At 33.5% G+C, this 21,482-nt stretch carries 20 protein-coding genes and 2 pseudogenes; 18 read left to right on the top strand and 4 right to left on the bottom strand.

Annotated features, from left to right (window positions below; genetic code table 11):
• Positions 1–303, top strand: a 303-nt coding sequence (locus HMPREF3247_RS03005) for an LPXTG cell wall anchor domain-containing protein (RefSeq protein WP_083324626.1), incomplete at its 5' end; no start/stop codon positions are given.
• Positions 304–462: 159 nt separating this feature from the next.
• Here HMPREF3247_RS03005 and bstA read toward each other — a convergent pair.
• The 3 genes from bstA to HMPREF3247_RS02990 form a co-directional block, all read right to left on the bottom strand.
• Positions 463–927, bottom strand: coding sequence for a bacillithiol transferase BstA (bstA, locus tag HMPREF3247_RS03000; RefSeq protein ID WP_000208919.1), 465 nt, complete (start codon positions 925–927; stop codon positions 463–465).
• 103 nt (positions 928–1,030) lie between these two features.
• Positions 1,031–1,669, bottom strand: a complete 639-nt coding sequence (gene pcp, locus HMPREF3247_RS02995; RefSeq protein WP_000547828.1) for a pyroglutamyl-peptidase I — start codon at positions 1,667–1,669, stop codon at positions 1,031–1,033.
• 151 nt (positions 1,670–1,820) lie between these two features.
• Positions 1,821–2,777 (bottom strand): oxygen-dependent tRNA uridine(34) hydroxylase TrhO, encoded by a 957-nt coding sequence (locus HMPREF3247_RS02990; RefSeq protein ID WP_001109288.1) that lies wholly within the window; start codon positions 2,775–2,777, stop codon positions 1,821–1,823.
• Between the two features lie 243 nt (positions 2,778–3,020).
• Here HMPREF3247_RS02990 and HMPREF3247_RS02985 point away from each other — a divergent pair, with 243 nt between their 5' ends.
• Positions 3,021–3,992 carry an SMP-30/gluconolactonase/LRE family protein gene (locus HMPREF3247_RS02985; RefSeq protein ID WP_000082558.1) on the top strand — a complete coding sequence of 324 codons (972 nt, stop codon included), beginning with the start codon at positions 3,021–3,023 and terminating at the stop codon, positions 3,990–3,992.
• A 148-nt stretch (positions 3,993–4,140) separates the two neighbouring features.
• On the opposite strand, the gene HMPREF3247_RS02980 is transcribed toward HMPREF3247_RS02985, so the two are convergent.
• Positions 4,141–4,656, bottom strand: coding sequence for a YceI family protein (locus HMPREF3247_RS02980; protein ID WP_000181131.1), 516 nt, complete (start codon positions 4,654–4,656; stop codon positions 4,141–4,143).
• 379 nt (positions 4,657–5,035) lie between these two features.
• Here HMPREF3247_RS02980 and HMPREF3247_RS02975 point away from each other — a divergent pair, with 379 nt between their 5' ends.
• The 16 genes and pseudogenes from HMPREF3247_RS02975 to HMPREF3247_RS14880 all read left to right on the top strand — a co-directional run.
• Positions 5,036–5,884: an SAM hydrolase/SAM-dependent halogenase family protein gene (locus tag HMPREF3247_RS02975; RefSeq protein ID WP_000528922.1), complete on the top strand. Its 849-nt coding sequence runs from the start codon at positions 5,036–5,038 to the stop codon at positions 5,882–5,884.
• Positions 5,885–5,912: 28 nt separating this feature from the next.
• Positions 5,913–6,467: an ECF-type riboflavin transporter substrate-binding protein gene (locus HMPREF3247_RS02970; RefSeq protein ID WP_000743714.1), complete on the top strand. Its 555-nt coding sequence runs from the start codon at positions 5,913–5,915 to the stop codon at positions 6,465–6,467.
• 52 nt (positions 6,468–6,519) lie between these two features.
• Positions 6,520–8,232, top strand: a complete 1,713-nt coding sequence (locus HMPREF3247_RS02965) for an ABC transporter ATP-binding protein (RefSeq protein WP_000138657.1) — start codon at positions 6,520–6,522, stop codon at positions 8,230–8,232.
• The gene (locus HMPREF3247_RS02960) at positions 8,229–9,062 is read left to right on the top strand and encodes an energy-coupling factor transporter transmembrane component T family protein (RefSeq protein WP_001077829.1); all 834 of its coding nucleotides are present in this window, start codon (positions 8,229–8,231) and stop codon (positions 9,060–9,062) included. The genes HMPREF3247_RS02965 and HMPREF3247_RS02960 overlap by 4 nt, the downstream gene beginning before the upstream one ends.
• A gap of 46 nt (positions 9,063–9,108) precedes the next feature.
• Positions 9,109–9,606 (top strand): GNAT family N-acetyltransferase, encoded by a 498-nt coding sequence (locus HMPREF3247_RS02955; RefSeq protein WP_000610979.1) that lies wholly within the window; start codon positions 9,109–9,111, stop codon positions 9,604–9,606.
• A gap of 117 nt (positions 9,607–9,723) precedes the next feature.
• Positions 9,724–10,848: a polysaccharide deacetylase family protein gene (locus tag HMPREF3247_RS02950; protein ID WP_000549223.1), complete on the top strand. Its 1,125-nt coding sequence runs from the start codon at positions 9,724–9,726 to the stop codon at positions 10,846–10,848.
• Positions 10,849–11,152: 304 nt separating this feature from the next.
• Positions 11,153–11,971 carry an ATP phosphoribosyltransferase regulatory subunit gene (locus HMPREF3247_RS02945; protein WP_001065591.1) on the top strand — a complete coding sequence of 273 codons (819 nt, stop codon included), beginning with the start codon at positions 11,153–11,155 and terminating at the stop codon, positions 11,969–11,971.
• A gap of 17 nt (positions 11,972–11,988) precedes the next feature.
• On the top strand, positions 11,989–12,603 hold the full coding sequence (gene hisG / locus HMPREF3247_RS02940; protein WP_000944142.1) for an ATP phosphoribosyltransferase: 615 nt from the start codon (positions 11,989–11,991) through the stop codon (positions 12,601–12,603).
• On the top strand, positions 12,596–13,846 hold the full coding sequence (gene hisD / locus HMPREF3247_RS02935; protein WP_000930650.1) for a histidinol dehydrogenase: 1,251 nt from the start codon (positions 12,596–12,598) through the stop codon (positions 13,844–13,846). The genes hisG and hisD overlap by 8 nt, the downstream gene beginning before the upstream one ends.
• A 15-nt stretch (positions 13,847–13,861) precedes the next feature.
• Positions 13,862–14,875: a pyridoxal phosphate-dependent aminotransferase gene (locus HMPREF3247_RS02930; protein WP_000639186.1), complete on the top strand. Its 1,014-nt coding sequence runs from the start codon at positions 13,862–13,864 to the stop codon at positions 14,873–14,875.
• Entirely contained in the window at positions 14,844–15,422 is a 579-nt protein-coding gene (gene hisB, locus HMPREF3247_RS02925; RefSeq protein WP_000640266.1) for an imidazoleglycerol-phosphate dehydratase HisB, read from the top strand. The genes HMPREF3247_RS02930 and hisB overlap by 32 nt, the downstream gene beginning before the upstream one ends.
• Positions 15,419–15,997: an imidazole glycerol phosphate synthase subunit HisH gene (gene hisH, locus HMPREF3247_RS02920; protein ID WP_000635624.1), complete on the top strand. Its 579-nt coding sequence runs from the start codon at positions 15,419–15,421 to the stop codon at positions 15,995–15,997. The genes hisB and hisH overlap by 4 nt, the downstream gene beginning before the upstream one ends.
• Complete coding sequence (hisA, locus tag HMPREF3247_RS02915) at positions 15,990–16,694, top strand: 1-(5-phosphoribosyl)-5-((5-phosphoribosylamino)methylideneamino)imidazole-4-carboxamide isomerase (protein ID WP_000571737.1); 705 nt, start codon at positions 15,990–15,992, stop codon at positions 16,692–16,694. The genes hisH and hisA overlap by 8 nt, the downstream gene beginning before the upstream one ends.
• Positions 16,691–18,078: pseudogene (gene hisF / locus HMPREF3247_RS14905) on the top strand (imidazole glycerol phosphate synthase subunit HisF). The gene hisA and the pseudogene hisF overlap by 4 nt, the downstream one beginning before the upstream one ends.
• Positions 18,079–19,160: 1,082 nt before the next feature.
• A pseudogene (gene lip1, locus HMPREF3247_RS02895) lies at positions 19,161–21,203 on the top strand (YSIRK domain-containing triacylglycerol lipase Lip1).
• A gap of 97 nt (positions 21,204–21,300) precedes the next feature.
• Positions 21,301–21,482, top strand: a 182-nt coding sequence (locus HMPREF3247_RS14880; RefSeq protein ID WP_218969804.1) for a hypothetical protein, incomplete at its 3' end; no start/stop codon positions are given.

The following is a 21,482-nucleotide window of genomic DNA, read 5'->3' as shown; positions in this document are numbered from 1 at the left end:
AACTTGATTGTGACGAATAAATATACGCCAGAAAAACCGAATAAACCAATCTATCCTGAAAAACCAAAAGACAAAACACCACCAACTAAACCTGATCACTCTAATAAAGTTAAACCAACTCTCCCAGATGAGCCATCAAAAGTGGATAAGGATGATCAACCTAAAGATAATAAAACCAAACCTGAAAATCCTCTAAAAGAATTACCAAAAACTGGTATGAAGATTATAACTTCATGGATTACATGGGTATTTATAGGTATATTGGGATTGTATTTAATTTTAAGAAAAAGATTTAACTCATAAACCATTATAATTATTTTTATAGATAAGGCTATTCCTAGTTCTATGTATAATACATGATATAAATAGGTCACTTTTAATCTGTATGTAAGCAGACTAAAAGTGGCCTTTTAAACAAATAAAAACCCGTTAACGTGTTGTTAACGGTTAATAAGCTAATATTTATTTTAAATTTTTTAATATACGAGACATTTCTTCAATTTTACCAGCATGAAGTGGGATATGAATGGCATTTAATACTAATAACTCTTCTAAGTTATTACAACCAACAATTGGTTGTTTCAATTCAATTGCTAAATCATCTTCAGTTAGTTTTCGTGCACGTTCAGGTAATGTTTGAAGACCTTCTAAAATCGTTCCAATACTCGGTACTTCGCCCTTCCATTCATCTGGAGACGAACCATTTCCGAATAAAGGTCTATATATATTTAAATCAATATTCTCTTTACCAGTAACAGCTAAGGCTGATTCAAAAATTGTTAATACATGCCCAAATTGCCAATGAATGGTATTAGAAAAAGGCTTATGATAATCATCAAGTATCTTTTCAACTTTCCAAGTATCATACACATTTACTAAATATCCTAAACCCATATCAATGACATCAAATACCGTTTTTGTAGTCATTATTAATTCCTCCCCCCATAAATAAAACATACTTCCGTAAGTATTACCCTATTAACAAAGTTGTTAGTCATTTAAGGAATGTATTTTATTGGTGTACTTATAACTATTCCGTTGTGCCTAGAGCTATACGTAAATCCTCATCATTAGAAATAGCTTCAATGGCTGCAGTCAAACCTGCAACTATCTTTTCTAATGGCATAGATGGTGTATCGGGTTTACCAATGACCTGCTCTGGTATGTATGGCACATGGATAAATCCAAAGCGAAGATGAGGATAGTGCTTATCTTGTAAATAGCCTAAGTGATAAAGTACGTGATTACATACGAACGTACCTGCGCTATTTGAAAGTGCTCCAGGAAGTCCTTGATTAATAATACTTTGAGTCATTGCTTTAACTGGTAAATTTGAAAAATAAGCTGGCGCACCGTCTAAATGAATGGCTTGATCAATAGGTTGAAAGGCATCATTATCTGGGATACGTGCATCATCAATATTAATGGCGACACGTTCTGGGGTAATGGCATTTCTACCACCAGCTTGTCCTATAGCTAGTACAACATCATAGTGATTAGATGCCAACGTTTTATTTATCATAGTATCTACTTTCTTAAAAGAGGTTGGTAGTTTTAATTTATCGATTGTATGTGTGCCAATAATATTTTCGAGTAGAGACACAGCTTCCCAAGAGGGATTAATATTTTGATTGTCAAAAGGCGCAAACCCTGTTACTAAAATGTGCATTTTAAGACACCCCGCAGTATTAAAATTTAATTTAGTATAACACGCGCATAATTAAAAACATATCAGGTTATGTATGCGCATAAAAAACAGCCTTGAAAAACCTTTATAAATCGGATTTTCAAAGCGTGTTTTGAAAGGTATTTAATTAAAACTAAGCATGTTGATGTAAATCATCAAAGTTTGTTAAACGTTGTTGCCACTCATTATCACTAATATTATTTGCTTGAACATAACGATTACGCTCATGTTTAGCACATTCATAAGAGCATGCACCTAAATATTTAGTTTCGTTTTCTTCAGAAACTAATATTTGTTTATTACATTCTGGGTTAGCGTAATTAATATAACGTTCACATGGTTTGCCATCAAACCAATCCTTACCAATAATCGTTTTTTCAACTTGGTTGATATCAACACTGATACGGTCATCAAATACGTACATTTTACCGTCCCAATATTCACCTTTTGTTTCAGAATCTTTACCATATGTAGCAATACCGCCATGAAGTTGTGCTACATCTTCGAAACCTTCTTTTAAAAGCCATCCAGAAAATTTTTCGCATCGAATGCCACCAGTACAGTACGTAACCACTTTTTTATCTGCAAATAACGCTTTATTCTCTTTAATCCAGTCAGGCAAATCTCTAAAGCGCGTGATATTTGGACGAATTGCACCTCGGAAATGACCTAAATCAAATTCATAATCATTACGTGCATCAATAATGACTGTGTCATCATCTTCAAGAGCTTTTCTAAATTCTACAGGTGATAAATATTGGCCAGTTGTGTGTCTTGGATCGACGTCATCTTCTAAATCTAAAGCAACGATTTCTTTTCGAGGACGTACATGCATTTTCTTAAAAGCATGTCCTTCAGCTTCATCAATTTTAAACACCATATCTTTGAATCGTTCATCGGCATGCATATGTGCCATATATTGTTCGGTTTCTTCTTTTGTACCAGATAATGTGCCGTTAATACCTTCTGTAGAAACAAGAATTCTACCTTTTAAATGGTGTGCTTTGCAAAACGCTAAGTGATCCTGAGCAAACTGTTCAGGGTCATCAATCGTCGTATATTTATAATATAAAAGAACTTGATAGTTCATAGGTTAATCTCCTTCTATAAACATGTTATAAGCATGTTAATTTTTAAAATAAAGCGTCAATACGCATATTTATCTACGTCCATCATTTTAACAGAGTTGTATTGTCATTCAATATTTCTAGCTTGAAATCAGCCACTAGACCGATAAAATAGATAGATGAAACCGTTATCATTTTATTTGATAGTTATCTTGTTTAAAATAAAATTGATAGTTAAAACGAATGAAATGAAAGGAATGATCATGATGTCACAACAAGATTTACCTACATTATTTTATAGCGGGAAGTCCAATAGTGCTGTTCCAATTATATCTGAAAGTGAATTACAAACAATTACAGCTGAACCATGGCTTGAAATTTCCAAAAAAGGATTGCAGCTAGAAGGATTGAACTTTGATCGGCAGGGACAACTCTTTTTATTGGATGTATTCGAAGGCAATATTTTCAAAATCAATCCTGAAACGAAGGAAATCAAACGACCTTTTGTAAGCCATAAAGCGAATCCTGCAGCAATCAAAATACATAAAGATGGCCGATTATTCGTTTGTTATTTAGGAGATTTTAAATCTACAGGAGGCATTTTTGCAGCTACAGAAAATGGTGACAACATACAAGATATTATTGAAGATTTTTCAACAACTTATTGTATTGATGACATGGTATTTGATTCTAAAGGTGGATTTTATTTTACAGATTTTAGAGGATACTCTACCAATCCACTAGGGGGCGTTTATTATGTTGCGCCGGACTTTAGAACAGTGACGCCTATCATTCAAAATATTAGCGTAGCAAATGGTATTGCTTTAAGTACAGATGAAAAAGTACTATGGGTAACAGAAACTACAGCCAATCGATTACATCGCATTGCACTTGAAGATGATGGTGTGACGATACAACCATTTGGAGCTACTATACCATACTATTTTACAGGTCATGAAGGACCAGACTCATGTTGTATTGATAGTGACGATAATTTATACGTAGCAATGTATGGTCAAGGTCGAGTGTTAGTTTTTAATAAAAGGGGTTATCCAATAGGACAAATATTGATACCAGGCCGAGATGAAGGGCATATGTTACGTTCTACTCATCCGCAATTTATACCTGGAACAAATCAACTCATCATTTGTTCCAATGATATAGAAATGGGCGGAGGATCTATGCTTTATACAGTTAATGGCTTTGCAAAAGGTCATCAAAGTTTTCAGTTTCAATAAGACCTACCTGAATGAAAGGCGTCTTAAATTAGGGTGAACAGTTAGTGCTTGTTACACATGAGTTAAACGAAAAATGCCAACTATACCTAGGGATGATATAGTTGGCATTTCGTATATATATTAAAACAATGAGGATTGTGTAATGAGATTATTCTGAGATTGAGAATTCAGCTGATGCTTCGAATTTCACATCTTTGCCTAGCATTACGCCACCAGTTTCAAGTGCTTGGTTAAAGTTAATGCCGTAGTTTTCTCTATTGATTGTACCAGTAACAATAACACCTGTTACTTGAGAACCATCCATTGGATTTTTACTTACTCCGTTGAATTCAACATCGAATGTTTCTTCGTTAGTGATGCCTTTAATTGTTAAATCACCAACAACTTTGCTTTCAGATACTGATTTTGTCACAAATGTAATTTTATCAAATTCGTCAGTACCAAAGAAATCACCAGATTTTAAGTGGTTATCACGTGCTTCGTTTTTAGTGTTAATTGAGCTTGGAATAATTGTTGCAGTAGCTTTCAAAGTACTGAAGTCATTAATATCTCCTTCAACAGCTACATCAAATTGATCAAATGAACCTTTCACTTTAGAAACCATTAAATGTTTAATTTGGAATTCTAAACTACTGTGTGCACCATCAAAAGTAAAGTTAGTCATAATATAAAACCTCCATATTTTTATCTCTTAGATATATTTTTTATACTTGATATACATACAATACCACCTAAAAAACAAAGATGCAAGCATTTTATTTCGAATTCGAATATTTTCTGTGATGTATTTAAAGAATGACCTATAAAACACCACACTATTGTTATACCCTAGTCAATTAATTCAAACATAAAGAAGTGATTACAAGTCCGTGAAATTTAGTTAATGAGATAAATCTGACTATTATTATCATTTTTATAGTCACTACTATTGACTTTGCATCAAGTGACTCGTACTATTTTAATATAATTCTGAAAATTCAAAATACAGAACATTAAATATGTAGATAATATTTTTTTGAAGTTTTAAAAAAAGGAGGCATTTTATGGGAAATTATTTGGTATTGCAATCAGATTTTGGACTTAGTGATGGCGCTGTAAGTGCAATGTATGGAGTTGCATATACTGTAAGTGATGATATACGTGTTGAAAACTTAACGCATGATATACCACCGTATGACATTTGGGTAGCGTCATATCGTTTATATCAAACTGTAAAATACTGGCCTAAAGGCACAGTTTTTGTATCAGTGGTAGACCCGGGTGTAGGTAGTGATAGGCGGAGCATTGCTTGCTTAACATATTCAGGTCATTACATTATTACACCTGATAATGGTTCTTTAAGTCATATTAAACATTACGAAGGTATTAAAAAAGTTATCGAAATTGATGAAGTGAAAAGCCGATTGCCTCATTCGGAAGAAAGTCATACTTTTCATGGTAGAGATGTTTATGCATACAATGGTGCGAGATTAGCTGCAAATAAGATAGCGTTTGAACGTCTCGGTCAGGCAATTAATGTTGATAGTATTGAGGCATTAGAAATAAGAGAAGCGACAAAAAATGAGGATTCTGTTACAGGAAGCATTGATATTTTAGATATCAGATTTGGGTCATTATGGACAAATATTCCATTGGCATTCTTAAAATCCTTGGAAATTGTTCATGGTAATAATTTGGTGGTAACAATTTATCATCAAGATAAGAAAGTCTATCAAAATATTATTAAATTTGCGCGATCGTTTGCAGATGTTAATGTGGGTGAACCTCTTGTGTATGTTAACTCGCTAGTAAATATTGGTGTAGCGGTCAATCAAGACTCATTTTCAGATTTATATCATATTGGTACTGGAAATGATTGGACGATTCATTTATCTAAAGCACCATCAATTTAATGAATTTTTTATGTAAGGAGTAATGAAGATGAAAAAACAAGATATTTCAGTTAAAACTGTTGTTGCGATTGGTATAGGAGCAGCGGTATTTGTGATTTTAGGGCGTTTTGTTGTAATACCAACAGGTTTTCCTAATACGAATATAGAAACATCTTATGCATTTTTAGCATTAATATCTGCAATATTTGGGCCTTTTGCTGGTTTAATGACTGGATTAGTTGGACACGCTATTAAAGATTTCACGACATACGGTAGTGCTTGGTGGAGTTGGGTTATTTGTTCAGGAATTATAGGCTGTTTATATGGATGGATTGGCCTAAAATTAAATCTTTCTTCAGGCCGATTTTCTAGGAAATCGATGATTTATTTTAATATCGGTCAAATTATTGCGAATATTATTTGCTGGGCACTTATTGCACCAACATTAGATATTTTGATTTATAACGAACCGGCTAACAAGGTTTATACACAAGGTGTTATCTCTGCAGTATTAAATATTATTTCAGTTGGCATTATTGGGACAATATTATTAAAAGCATATGCTTCATCTCAAATAAAAAAAGGTAGTTTACGTAAAGAATAATCATTTTGTTGAATCAGATATGTAAATGAATGTAGAAAGGTAATGATATATCATGACTGAACCAATTATCTCGTTCAAAGACTTTAGTTTTCAATATCATAGTCAAGCAACACCTACATTACAGAATATAAATGTTGATATTTATCCAGGAGAAAAAGTGCTAGTAGTTGGTGCTTCAGGTAGTGGTAAATCGACTTTTGCAAATTGCATAAACGGATTAATTCCATTTAAAACTAAAGGTAACATAACCGGGGAACTATATATAAATAATCAAGATGCAACCGTTAGTTGTTTACATGATAGATCTAATGTTGTTGGTACAGTTTTACAAGATACAGATGGACAGTTCATAGGCTTAACAGCAGCTGAAGATATGGCCTTTTTATTAGAAAATAATTGTGTTGAACAAGATGATATGAAGAAAAATGTAAGTTATTGGGCTGAAAAAGTTGGCATGATAGAACATTTAAATCACCGACCGCAAGATTTATCTGGAGGTCAAAAACAACGCGTTTCATTAGGTGGTATATTAATCCATCGTACGCCTATTTTAATATTGGATGAGCCACTGGCCAATTTAGATCCTGCGACAGGACATGAAACGCTGAGATTGTTAAACAATATTCATGAAGAAACAAAGTCAACGATGATTATTGTCGAACATCGATTAGAAGAATCATTAGATGATACGTTTGATAGAGTTCTTCTTTTTAAAGATGGAAAAATCATCGCTAATACAACGCCTAGTGATTTGCTAAAATCATCTAAGCTTAAAGAAGCAGGCATACGTGAACCATTATACTGTACAGCGCTTAAATATGCAGAAGTAGATGTCGAATCCATTGATAACTTAGCGAATTTACGTGACGTTTGTATGAGTGAACATGTTAAATTTAAAGTGAAAAAATGGATAGATGAAACATCTGCAAATAATGATAATAAGTACAAATCTGAACCGCTATTAGAATTAAATGAGGTATGTGTTCAATATAGTGACTATAGTAATAGTGTACTTAATAATGTTCAATTAAATGTTTATAGAAGAGAAATGCTTAGTATAGTTGGTCACAATGGTGCCGGCAAATCAACACTTGCTAAAGCAATTTGTGGATTTTTAGATATAACAGGTAATATCCAATTTTGTAATAGGGGATTTAATCAATTGTCAATTAGCGAACGATCTGAATTCGTAGGTTATGTGATGCAAAATCCAAATCATATGATTTCCGAAAAAATGATTTACGATGAAGTAGCATTAGGGTTAAGAGCACGAGGTATGAAAGAATCAGATATAAAGATACGGGTAGAGAATGTGCTCAAAATATGCGGACTTTATGCATTTCGGAATTGGCCAATTGTAGCTTTAAGCTATGGTCAAAAAAAGAGGGTCACTATAGCATCTGTTTTAGTCTTAAATCCGGAAATAATCATATTGGATGAACCGACTGCTGGTCAAGATTTCTATCATTATAATGAGATAATGTCATTTTTAATTGAGCTAAACAGACAAGGGAAGACGATTATTATGATTACGCATGATATGCATTTATTGTCTGAGTATAGTTCAAGAACAGTTGTATTATCAAAAGGTCAAGTCGTTGCTGATACCACGCCAGTATTGGTTTTAAATGATAAAAAAATCTGTGAGATTGCATCATTGAGACAAACATCGCTATTTGAAATGGCCGAATATATAGGGATTAGCGAGCCACAGAAATTAGTACAATTATTTATTAACCATGATAGGAAGGTGAGACGCCAATGAATCAATATAATACTATAGGTTTTCACCCGGGAAATAGTCGTATTCATCAATTAAATGCGACTGTTAAACTTTTATTCTTATTAGTTGTTTCTATTTCTGCAATGGTGACTTATGACACAAGATATTTAATTTTAATTAGTGTTTCATCTATTTTATTGTTCAAATATGCTCATATTGAATGGAAACAAGTTCGTTTTGTTGTTAAATTCATTCTGTTTTTCACAATATTAAATATTATTGCCGTATACATATTTGATCCTGAATATGGTGTGAAGATTTATAATCAGCGTACAGAGTTAATCAATGGTATTGGTCGATTTACGCTAACATCACAGGAATTATTCTATCTTTTTAATCTAATATTAAAATATATTAGTACAGTTCCTTTAGCGTTAATATTTTTATTCACAACGAATCCGAGTCATTTTGCTGCAAGTTTAAATCAGCTAGGTGTGAATTATAAAATCAGTTACGCAGTCTCACTAGCATTAAGGTATATTCCAGATATTCAAGAAACATATTTTAATATTTCACAAGCGCAACAAGCAAGAGGATATGATAATTCGAAAAAGGCGAAATTTACTAGCCGTGTTAAAGGTATCAAACGCATTGTGTTACCTTTAATATTTTCTAGTATCGAAAGAATTGACACTATTAGTACTGCTATGGAGTTAAGACAATTCGGACAGTATAAAAGGAGAACCTGGTACGTCAAAAAACAATTAAAAAAAGATGATTATGTTGTTTTGTGTTTGACGTTAATACTTCTGATGTTAGTAGTTACATTATTCTTTTTAAATAATAGTCGATATTTCAACCCGTGGTATTAGCATTCATATAAATAGTCTTTAAATAGAAATAGGAGGGAGACATTTAATGATAAATACTGAAAGATTAAATTTAATGATTCCAAGTTCCTCGCATTTAATTGAACTTTATAATATTTGTAGTCATCCACAAGCAAATATATACACTCCCAAAGGTTTACATAATTCCAAATTAGACACACAACGGTGGATTGAAAAATGGCGAAACCATTGGCAACAATATCAATTTGGTTACTTTGTATTGGTAAAAAAAATAGATTGTAGTGTTATTGGTATTTGTGGATATGAATATCGACAATTAAAGCAAGAAACAGTATTAAATTTATTTTATAAATTACATCCAAGTTTTGAAGGACAAGGGTACGCATGTGAGGCTATTACAGCAATCACAAATTTTGTGAATTATATCGATCAAGAAACAGTAAAAGTTATCAGGACAAATAAGTGTAACCAACGTTCAATAAATTTAGCAGAAAGGCTTAAATTCAAGCGAGACAAAGCTATGGACGACATTATCAATCAAGGAGATATTGTGTTTTATAAATAAAATACTATGACATTATCTAAAAAATAAAATTAAAATCCCAACAGTTTCTTAAAAAGTTATGAGCCACATAATAAAAATGTTATAATTGTGCATAATAAAACATAGGGAGAATGTTTAATGCATAAAAAATATTTATTGCTATTTTTTCTGTTATTATCAGTTGCATTGTTATATAGCTGTTCCAAGCAAAATGAGAAAGCTCAAAATAAATCTGTTAATCCAAATGAGTATGCAAAGCATAAATCGAAAATGGATGAACATTGGGAAACATATCACGGCCAAGTTTATCATGTGTTTTATCACCCATTAATTACAGACCCAAAAGTTGCGTTTACAGGAGATACACACCAAGCTAAGGGCAACAATGATTGGATGATTACTGTAAGTGAATTTAAAAAATCATTGAACGAATTATATAAAAATAATTACATCATCGTTAATCCACATGATGTATACGACTTATCATCTCATCATGTAAAAGCCAAAAAAATAAAATTGCCGAAAGGTAAAAAGCCACTAATCATCTCAATTGATGATATGAATTACTATAGTTACATGAGACACCATGGTTATGCTGACCGTTTAGTACTCGATAAAAATAAACATGTTGTTTCTGAAACTACAGACAAAAAAGGCCATGCTACTTATTCTGATGACAATGATATCGTGCCAATTTTAAATAAATTTGTAAAAGAGCATCCAGATTTTTCTTTAAATGGTGAAAAAGGTGTTGTTGCTTTAACCGGTTATGAGGGCGTATTAGGTTATCGCACGAATGAATTAACGAGTAAAGATTATACAAAGAATAAAAAGGCAGCTGAGGAAGTTGTTCGCGCAATGAAACGGGATGGATGGTCATTTGCGAGTCATTCATATGGTCACATTAATTTTGAAAAAACATCTTTAGAAGGTATTAAACGTGATACTAAAAGATGGAAAGATGAAGTTGAACCAATTGTAGGTAAAACAGATATGTTTGTATTTCCACATGGCGCACAGGATAGACATACACAAGCGTATGATTATTTGGTAGATGAAGCAGAGTTTAAGTTTATTGCAGGTGTCGGTCCAAACAATTTTACAGATATATCAGCAACGAACGTTTACCAAGATAGGGTTGCGATTGATGGTCTAAACTTATTTGAATTTAAATATAAACTCAAACCGTTTTTTAATCCTGAAAATGTATATAGTAAACAAGATAGACGTTACTTTAAAGGGAATCGGGATTATGAAGAATAGTTAAATTTAATAAAAAGATAGAAAGAAAATAACTTTACATAATAAGGCAAGGACAATATGTGCAAGAAGTACAACTTCAATATAAAAATCTTGGTTAAGCATTTTTATAGGCACAAATGTCTTGCCTTTTTTATTTTAAAAAATTTTAAAATCAATACACCGAATTTTCTGAAAAAGGTTGTAATGTATTGCTAAAAATGATAAGTTATTAATCATATTACACTTTAGCGTGGTAGAGAAGTAAAGCAAACAACGAAAATACCAAGTGATTTTAAATACAGTATTGAAAGTAAAGGGTGGTCGAGTGAATAATTCAGAACAATTAATTGCGTTAAAAGAATCGGAAACAGCATTTTTAAAATATTTTAATAAAGCGGATTATGAGTTAGTTGATTTTAGTGTGGTTGAAAAGTTGGACTGGAAACAATTGAACCATGAGGATTTGCAGCAGATGGGTGAGCGAAATTTTTGGCAACATGAGCATCAAATTTATGCACTTCGAAATGATTTTACAGATCAATTATTGCGTTATTACTCAATGTATCCAACTGCAGCAACAAAAGTGGCATACACAGGTTTAATCATTCGGAATAATGAAGCGGCTGTACAAGTGGGTTTGGAAAACTATGCACCATCATTAGCGAATGTACAACAGAGCTTAAAGCTATTTATTCAGTTTATTCAACAGCAGTTGAGAGACAACGTGCATTTTGTTGTATTGGGACATTATCAATTGCTTGATGCCTTACTCGATAAATCGTTACAAACACCAGACATACTATCAATGATTGAGGAACGTAATTTATCGGGACTGGTTACATATTTGTCGACTGAACATCCAATCGTGCAAATCTTGAAAGAGAATACGCAACAACAATTAAATGTATTGGAACACTATATTCCAAATGACCATCCAGCACTCGTTGAATTAAAAATATGGGAACGTTGGTTACATACACAAGGTTACAAAGACATCCATTTAGATATTACTGCGCAGCCACCTAGATCCTATTACACAGGTTTATTTATTCAATGTCATTTTGCTGAAAATGAATCTCGAGTTTTAACAGGTGGTTATTACAAAGGAAGCATCGAAGGGTTTGGATTAGGATTAACACTTTAAGTAAGGGAGTATGCACAATGTTAAGAATCGCCATAGCCAAAGGACGTCTAATGGATAGTTTAATTAACTATTTAGATGAAATTGAATATACGAAATTATCAGAAACATTAAAAAATAGAGAACGCCAATTATTATTAAGTGTAGATAATATTGAATGCATTTTAGTAAAAGGAAGTGACGTGCCAATCTATGTGGAACAAGGAATGGCAGACATAGGCATTGTTGGTAGCGACATATTAGATGAGCGCCAATATAATGTTAATAATTTGTTGAATATGCCTTTTGGAGCATGTCATTTTGCGGTTGCAGCGAAACCTGAAACGACCAATTATCGTAAAATCGCAACGAGTTATGTTCATACTGCTGAAACATATTTTAAATCAAAAGGTATTGATGTCGAATTGATTAAATTGAATGGCTCTGTTGAATTGGCCTGTGTCGTAGATATGGTAGACGGAATTGTCGACATCGTTCAAACAGGTACTACGCTAAAAGCGAACGGACTGGTTGAAAAGCAACATATTAGTGATATCAATGCAAGATTAATAACTAATAAAGCAGCTTATTTTAAAAAATCACAATTAATAGAGCAATTTATTCGCTCTTTGGAGGTGTCTATTGCCAATGCTTAATGCACAACAATTTTTAAATCAATTTTCATTAGAAGCACCATTAGATGAGTCATTGTATCCAATTATTCGCGATATTTGTCAGGAAGTTAAAGTTCATGGAGATAAGGCTTTGAAAATGTATAATCTAACATTCGATCATACGAAAACAGATCATTTAGAAATTAGTCATGAACAAATTAAAGCAGCATTTGACACATTAGATGAAAAAACAAAACAAGCATTACAACAAAGTTATGAAAGAATTAAAGCATATCAAGAAAGTATTAAACAGACGAATCAACAGTTAGAAGAATCAGTGGAGTGTTATGAAATATACCATCCACTAGAAAGTGTGGGTATTTATGTGCCTGGTGGCAAAGCAAGTTATCCATCAACGGTTCTAATGACAGCGACTTTAGCACAAGTAGCAGGTGTAGAAAATATTGTTGTTGTGACACCACCTCAACCTAACGGAGTATCCCAAGAGGTATTAGCTGCATGTTATATTACGCAAGTTAATCAAGTGTTTCAAGTTGGTGGTGCTCAAAGTATTGCTGCATTGACTTATGGAACAGAAACGATACCTAAAGTTGATAAGATTGTAGGTCCAGGTAACCAATTTGTTGCATATGCCAAAAAATATTTATTTGGACAGGTAGGTATTGATCAAATTGCAGGACCAACAGAAATAGCACTGATTATTGACGACACCGCAGATTTAGATGCCATCGTATATGATGTATTTGCGCAAGCAGAACATGATGAATTAGCACGTACATATGTCATTAGTGAAGATGCGCAAGTCCTTAAAGATTTAGAATCACGTATTGCTAAAGCATTGCCTAATGTGGACAGATACGACATTGTTTCTAAAAGTATCGCTAATCAACACTATCTTATCCATGCTAGTAATTTTGATGAAGCATGCCATGTCATGAATACAATCGCGCCTGAACATGCGTCGATTCAAACAGTAAATCCTCAACCATATATTGAAAAAGTGAAATATGTGGGTGCATTGTTTATTGGACATTATTCGCCAGAGGTCATAGGAGATTACGTTGCAGGTCCAAGTCATGTATTACCTACAAATAGAACAGCTAGATTTACCAATGGGTTATCGGTCAATGATTTCTTAACACGGAACACGGTCATCCATTTATCAAAAGATACGTTTGAACAAATTGCTGATTCAGCACAACATATTGCTCATGTTGAAGCATTATACAATCACCAGCAGTCTATTTTAATACGTCAGTCTTAGGGGAGTGTAATTGAAATGATTTATATTGATAAAAATGAAAGTCCAGTTACGCCGTTGGATGAAAAAACAATGACGTCTATTATTAGTGCAACGCCATATAATTTATATCCTGATGCAGCATATGAACAATTCAAGGAAGCTTATGCTAAGTTTTACGGATTATCGCCTGAACAAATTATTGCAGGAAATGGATCTGATGAATTGATTCAAAAGTTAATGCTGATCATGCCAGAAGGTCCGGCATTAACGCTAAATCCTGATTTTTTTATGTATCAAGCATATGCGGCACAAGTAAATCGTGAAATTGCATTTGTAGATGCAGGATCAGATTTAACGTTTGATTTGGAAACCATTTTAACGAAAATCGATGAAGTACAACCATCATTTTTTATTATGAGTAATCCACATAACCCTTCAGGCAAGCAATTTGATACGGCATTTTTAACAGCTATTGCAGATAAGATGAAAGCATTAAACGGATACTTTGTCATTGATGAAGCATATTTAGATTATGGTACGGCATATGACGTGGAACTGGCACCACACATCTTAAGAATGCGTACATTATCAAAGGCGTTTGGAATTGCCGGCTTAAGATTAGGTGTCTTAATTAGTACTGCTGGAACGATAAAGCATATTCAAAAAATAGAACATCCATATCCATTAAATGTATTTACGCTAAATATTGCGACTTATATTTTTAGACATAGAGAAGAGACAAGAGTATTTTTAACGATGCAACGACAGTTAGCTGAGCAGTTAAAACAAATATTTGATACACATGTTGCAGATAAAATGTCAGTATTCCCATCAAATGCCAATTTTGTACTTACTAAAGGTTCAGCAGCGCAACAATTAGGACAATACGTATATGAACAAGGATTTAAACCTCGCTTTTATGGTGAGCCGGTGATGAAGGGCTATGTAAGATACTCAATTGCAACAGCATCGCAGTTAAAGCAATTAGAAGAAATTGTTAAAGAATGGAGTGCAAAATATGATTTATCAAAAACAACGAAACACAGCTGAAACACAACTAAATATTTCAATATCAGATGACCAGTCACCATCGCATATTAATACAGGTGTGGGCTTTTTAAATCATATGTTAACATTGTTTACATTTCATAGCGGTCTGTCATTAAACATTGAGGCACAAGGTGATATTGACGTAGATGATCACCATGTAACTGAAGATATCGGCATTGTCATTGGCCAATTGTTACTTGAAATGATTAAAGATAAAAAGCATTTCGTTCGTTATGGAACGATGTACATTCCAATGGATGAAACATTAGCACGTGTCGTTGTGGATATAAGTGGGCGCCCATACCTATCATTCAATGCATCATTAAGTAAAGAAAAAGTTGGTACGTTTGATACGGAGTTAGTAGAAGAATTTTTTAGAGCGGTCGTAATCAATGCAAGATTAACAACGCATATTGATTTAATTCGTGGAGGTAATACACACCATGAAATTGAAGCTATATTCAAAGCGTTTTCCCGTGCATTAGGCATAGCGCTAACTGCAACTGATGATCAGCGTGTGCCGTCATCGAAAGGTGTGATTGAATGATTGTCATCGTTGATTATGGATTAGGGAATATTAGTAATGTAAAACGCGCTATTGAACATTTAGGGTATGAGGTGGTTGTCTCAAATACCTCAAAAATAATCGATCAAGCAGAAACAATCATATTGCCCGGTGTCGGCCATTTTAAAGATGCGATGTCAGAGATAAAACGATTAAATCTCAATGCAATATTGGCTAAGAATACTGATAAGAAGATGATTGGTATTTGTTTAGGCATGCAATTAATGTATGAGCATAGTGATGAAGGCGATGCATCTGGATTAGGGTTTATCCCAGGAAATATTTCGCGTATCCAAACAGAATACCCAGTGCCACACTTAGGCTGGAATAATTTAGTGAGTAAGCACCCTATGTTAAATCAAGATGTTTATTTCGTACATTCTTATCAAGCGCCGATGTCAGAAAATGTCATTGCATATGCGCAGTATGGTACTGATATTCCAGCAATTGTTCAATTTAACAATTATATTGGTATTCAATTCCATCCTGAAAAAAGCGGTACATATGGGTTGCAAATTTTGCGTCAGGCAATACAAGGGGGATTTATAAATGATTGAATTATGGCCAGCGATTGATTTGATTGGGTCAACAAGTGTGAGGTTAACAGAGGGTAAATATGATAGTGAAGAAAAAATGTCACGCTCGGCTGAAGAAAGTATTGCTTACTATAGTCAATTTGAATGTGTGAATCGTATTCATATCGTCGACTTGATAGGTGCTAAGGCACAGCATGCCCGAGAGTTTGATTATATTAAGTCATTGAGGAGATTAACAACCAAAGATATTGAAGTAGGTGGTGGCATTCGTACGAAGTCACAAATCATGGACTACTTTGCCGCAGGGATTAATTATTGCATAGTTGGAACGAAAGGCATTCAAGATACTGATTGGCTTAAAGTGATGGCACATACATTTCCAGGTCGCATTTATTTATCTGTTGATGCTTATGGAGAAGATATTAAAGTGAACGGATGGGAAGAGGACACAGAGTTAAATTTATTTAGTTTTGTGAGACAGTTATCGGATATACCTCTTGGAGGCATTATATATACTGATATTGCTAAAGATGGCAAAATGTCCGGACCTAACTTTGAATTAACTGGTCAATTAGTAAAGGCAACGACGATTCCTGTCATTGCTTCCGGTGGTATTAGACATCAGCAAGATATTCAACGATTAGCGTCGCTAAATGTTCACGCTGCTATTATAGGAAAGGCTGCACATCAAGCATCTTTTTGGGAGGGGCTAAAATGATTAAAAAACGTATCATTCCATGTTTAGATGTCAAAGATGGTCGTGTCGTTAAAGGGATTCAATTTAAAGGATTAAGGGATATTGGGAATCCTGTTGATTTAGCAATGTATTACAATGAAGCGGGTGCTGATGAATTAGTATTTTTAGACATCTCTAAGACGGAAGAGGGTCATAGCTTAATGCTAGAAGTGATTGAACAGACAGCGTCACGCTTGTTTATCCCTCTTACTGTAGGGGGTGGGATTCAAAGTCTCGATGATATTACCCAATTGTTAAATCATGGTGCAGATAAAGTATCATTAAATTCAAGTGCTTTAAAAAATCCACAGCTCATTAAACAAGCGAGTGATAAATTCGGTAGACAATGCATCTGTATAGCAATTGATAGCTATTATGATCCTGAAAGAAAAGCACATTATTGTTGTACGCATGGTGGTAAAAAGATGACAAATATTAAAGTATATGACTGGGTACAGCAAGTAGAACAGTTAGGTGCAGGTGAGCTCCTCATTACAAGTATGGGACATGATGGTATGAAGCAAGGATTTGATATTGAACACCTAGCAAATATTAAGTCTCTTGTAAATATTCCAATCATTGCTTCTGGTGGTGGTGGCAATGCACAACACTTTGTAGAATTATTTGATCAGACGGATGTTTCTGCAGGTTTAGCTGCAAGTATATTACATGACCGAGAAACGACGGTTCAATCTATTAAAGAAGTGATACGGCAAGGGGGTATAGCAGTAAGATGACCAAATATAAAATTGATTTTAGCAAAGGTTTAGTGCCAGCAATTTTACAAGATAATCAAACAAAACAAGTATTGATGTTGGGCTATATGAATCAAGAAGCTTTTGATAAAACGATAGAAGATGGTGTGGTATGTTTCTATTCGCGGTCGAAACAACGGCTATGGACAAAAGGTGAAACATCTGGTCATACGCAACGTGTTAAAGATATTCATGTAGATTGCGACAATGACACTATTTTAATTGATGTCATACCAAATGGACCAACATGTCATACAGGCAGTCAAAGTTGTTTCAACACAGAAGTTCCATTTTCAGTGCAAACATTAGCGCAGACAGTTCAAGATAGTGCCCAATCCAATAATGAAAAGTCATATACAAAATATTTATTAACAGAAGGTATAGAAAAGATTACGAAAAAATATGGTGAAGAAGCTTTTGAAGTCGTAATTGAAGCAATTAAAGGTGACAAAAAAGCATTTGTAAGTGAAGTAGCAGATGAACTTTATCATTTATTTGTCTTGATGCATGCGCTAGGCGTCGATTTTTCAGAAATTGAGGCAGAATTAGCGCGTAGACATCATAAGCGCAATAACTTTAAAGGCGAACGACAAAATATCGAACAGTGGTAAAACAAGTATGGGCTGAGATATAGAGAAAAGGGTCATGGCTTATACACTTACAAATATTGTGGAAAACGTGACATTTTCAAGTTTAAAATACGACACCAACATATTTTAACTATGAATGCTGTGATGGTACTAAAGTTGCAAACGCGTTATAGATAAGTAGTGGATAATCACAATACGAAACCAAAAATAATTATGAAAAGTGAATTGAGCAACTCAGGAATAGATGTCACTGTTAAAGATGTTGAAAAGTATATGAATCGATATAATGAAGTTATGAAGGGAAAAATGGCGAAAAAGCTAAAGAGAATTTAGTAACCTTTAATATCATAGTTGTCTTTACATTCTTTGTATTTATACTGTAAATAAAAATATATCTAGCCTGAAATAGAAATGTCATAGCCTATTTAAAAGACAATCTCCATTAGAACTAAGATGTGCATCCCGAAAGTTAGACTAAAAAACTAACTTTATGGGATGTATTTTTATGCTAATCATCATAAATTCGAGATTAAGTTAAAGGTAGTTCAAGAGTAATTAAACAATAAATTAAAAATAGTAGGATACTTACTTTGAGGGAAGAAAATTAACTGTATATATTTAGTTTAGGAACAAGTATTACGGTTTATCCTGATACAATTATTGTGGATGGGATGATATTTTTAGGTTTAAAATACGACACCAGCAAACATAATAACTGTAATAGCTCATAAATCTCCCCATATAGCTAATCTAAAAAAATAATACATCATTGGAATTAAGCCCCAAGCATGTAAATATTAAAAATCAAAAAAGATATATGTAAAAAAGTTACAATTTGCATAATTAAATTGTGTCTAATTATTGACTAATTAAATTTTGCCAAATATAATATTAATTAATAATTTGAAATGATTAGCGTATACACTTTAAATTCTCTTTGGAGAATATATTTTTTAAATACAAATGTAAACGCTTTCTCGTCAAATTAAACAATAGAAAGGATGGTCATTATGAGTGCTTGGTTAAGTAAATTATTTGAGTTTATTCCTCGAATAATTATCAATTTGTTTATCTAAAATAAAAAAATAGAGGTGCTGACAATGATGAAAAGTCAAAATAAGTATAGTATTCGTAAATTTAGTGTAGGTGCATCTTCCATTTTAATAGCTACATTACTATTTTTAAGTGGTGGACAAGCACAAGCAGCTGAGAAGCAAGTGAATATGGGAAATTCACAGGAGGATACAGTTACAGCACAATCTATTGGGGATCAACAAACTAGGGAAAATGCTAATTATCAACGTGAAAACGGTGTTGACGAACAGCAACATACTGAAAATTTAACTAAGAACTTGCATAATGATAAAACAATATCAGAAGAAAATCATCGTAAAACAGATGATTTGAATAAAGATCAACTAAAGGATGATAAAAAATCATCGCTTAATAATAAAAATATTCAACGTGATACAACAAAAAATAACAATGCTAATCCTAGCGATGTAAATCAAGGGTTAGAACAGGCTATTAATGATGGTAAACAAAGTAAAGTGGCGTCACAGCAACAGTCAAAAGAGGCAGATAATAGTCAAGATTCAAACGCTAATAACAATCTACCTTCACAAAGTCGAATAAAGGAAGCACCATCATTAAATAAGTTAGATCAAACAAGTCAACGAGAAATTGTTAATGAGACAGAAATAGAGAAAGTACAACCACAACAAAATAATCAAGCGAATGATAAAATTACTAACTACAATTTTAACAATGAACAAGAAGTGAAACCTCAAAAAGACGAAAAAACACTATCAGTTTCAGATTTAAAAAACAATCAAAAATCACCAGTAGAACCAACAAAGGACAATGACAAGAAAAATGGATTAAATTTATTAAAAAGTAGTGCAGTAGCAACGTTACCAAACAAAGGGACAAAGGAACTTACTGCAAAAGCGAAAGATGATCAAACGAATAAAGTTGCCAAACAAGGGCAGTATAAAAATCAGGATCCTATCGTTTTAGTGCATGGTTTCAATGGGTTTACAGATGATATTAATCCTTCAGTGTTAGCTCATTATTGGGGCGGTAATAAAATGAACATTCGCCAAGATTTAGAAGAAAATGGTTACAAAGCTTATGAAGCAAGTATAAGTGCTTTTGGAAGTAACTATGACCGCGCAGTTGAACTTTATTATTATATCTAAGGCGGTCGTGTAGATTATGGTGCAGCACATGCAGCAAAATATGGACATGAACGTTATGGAAAAACATACGAAGGAATTTACAAAGACTGGAAACCAGGACAGAAGGTACACCTAGTTGGACATAGTATGGGCGGTCAAACGATACGTCAACTAGAAGAATTACTGCGTAATGGTAATCGTGAAGAAATAGAGTATCAAAAGAAACATGGTGGCGAAATTTCTCCACTATTCAAAGGTAATCATGACAATATGATTTCATCAATTACTACTTTAGGAACACCACATAATGGTACACACGCATCAGATTTAGCTGGTAATGAAGCTTTAGTGAGACAAATCGTATTTGATATCGGTAAAATGTTTGGTAATAAAAATTCAAGAGTAGACTTCGGGTTGGCTCAATGGGGTCTAAAACAGAAGCCAAATGAATCATATATTGATTATGTCAAACGCGTTAAACAATCTAATTTATGGAAATCAAAAGATAATGGATTTTACGATCTGACGCGTGAGGGTGCAACAGATTTAAATCGTAAAACGTCGTTGAACCCTAACATTGTGTATAAAACATACACTGGTGAAGCAACGCACAAAGCATTAAATAGCGATAGACAAAAAGCAGACTTAAATATGTTTTTCCCATTTGTGATTACTGGTAACTTAATCGGTAAAGCTACTGAAAAAGAATGGCGAGAAAACGATGGTTTAGTATCCGTTATTTCTTCTCAACATCCATTTAATCAAGCTTATACAAAAGCGACAGATAAAATTCAAAAAGGCATTTGGCAAGTGACGCCTACAAAACATGATTGGGATCATGTTGACTTTGTAGGACAAGACAGTTCTGATACAGTGCGCACAAGAGAAGAATTACAAGATTTTTGGCATCATTTAGCAGACGATTTAGTGAAAACTGAAAAGCTGACTGATACTAAGCAAGCATAATTTATAAAGTAAAGGGAGGAATTAATAATGACTGCAGACTTCTTTCAATTAATCGGATCATTATTTAGAATTCTAAAAGAATTATTCAAGTAAAACATTGGCGAGGCCCCAACAAAGAGAAATTGGATTCCCAATTTCTACAGACAATGCAAGTTGGCGGGGCCCCAACAAAGAAGCTGGCGGAAAGTCAGCCTACAATAATGTGCAAGTTGGGGTGGGACGACAAAGAGAAATTGAATTCCCAGTTTCTACAGACAATGCAAGTTGGGGTGGGACGAC

The sequence above is a fragment of the Staphylococcus sp. HMSC36A10 genome (assembly GCF_001838845.1).
Lineage (GTDB): Bacteria > Bacillota > Bacilli > Staphylococcales > Staphylococcaceae > Staphylococcus > Staphylococcus aureus.
Note: the sequence above shows the minus strand (reverse complement) of the source record. Positions and strands in the feature narration are given on the sequence as shown.

Coding starts and splice junctions, on each gene's coding strand:
- bstA (WP_000208919.1), bottom strand. CDS start 927: ATGACTACAAAAACGGTATTTGATGTCATTGATATGGGTTTAGGATAT.
- pcp (WP_000547828.1), bottom strand. CDS start 1,669: ATGCACATTTTAGTAACAGGGTTTGCGCCTTTTGACAATCAAAATATT.
- HMPREF3247_RS02990 (WP_001109288.1), bottom strand. CDS start 2,777: ATGAACTATCAAGTTCTTTTATATTATAAATATACGACGATTGATGAC.
- HMPREF3247_RS02985 (WP_000082558.1), top strand. CDS start 3,021: ATGTCACAACAAGATTTACCTACATTATTTTATAGCGGGAAGTCCAAT.
- HMPREF3247_RS02980 (WP_000181131.1), bottom strand. CDS start 4,656: ATGACTAACTTTACTTTTGATGGTGCACACAGTAGTTTAGAATTCCAA.
- HMPREF3247_RS02975 (WP_000528922.1), top strand. CDS start 5,036: ATGGGAAATTATTTGGTATTGCAATCAGATTTTGGACTTAGTGATGGC.
- HMPREF3247_RS02970 (WP_000743714.1), top strand. CDS start 5,913: ATGAAAAAACAAGATATTTCAGTTAAAACTGTTGTTGCGATTGGTATA.
- HMPREF3247_RS02965 (WP_000138657.1), top strand. CDS start 6,520: ATGACTGAACCAATTATCTCGTTCAAAGACTTTAGTTTTCAATATCAT.
- HMPREF3247_RS02960 (WP_001077829.1), top strand. CDS start 8,229: ATGAATCAATATAATACTATAGGTTTTCACCCGGGAAATAGTCGTATT.
- HMPREF3247_RS02955 (WP_000610979.1), top strand. CDS start 9,109: ATGATAAATACTGAAAGATTAAATTTAATGATTCCAAGTTCCTCGCAT.
- HMPREF3247_RS02950 (WP_000549223.1), top strand. CDS start 9,724: ATGCATAAAAAATATTTATTGCTATTTTTTCTGTTATTATCAGTTGCA.
- hisG (WP_000944142.1), top strand. CDS start 11,989: ATGTTAAGAATCGCCATAGCCAAAGGACGTCTAATGGATAGTTTAATT.
- hisD (WP_000930650.1), top strand. CDS start 12,596: ATGCTTAATGCACAACAATTTTTAAATCAATTTTCATTAGAAGCACCA.
- HMPREF3247_RS02930 (WP_000639186.1), top strand. CDS start 13,862: ATGATTTATATTGATAAAAATGAAAGTCCAGTTACGCCGTTGGATGAA.
- hisB (WP_000640266.1), top strand. CDS start 14,844: ATGATTTATCAAAAACAACGAAACACAGCTGAAACACAACTAAATATT.
- hisH (WP_000635624.1), top strand. CDS start 15,419: ATGATTGTCATCGTTGATTATGGATTAGGGAATATTAGTAATGTAAAA.
- hisA (WP_000571737.1), top strand. CDS start 15,990: ATGATTGAATTATGGCCAGCGATTGATTTGATTGGGTCAACAAGTGTG.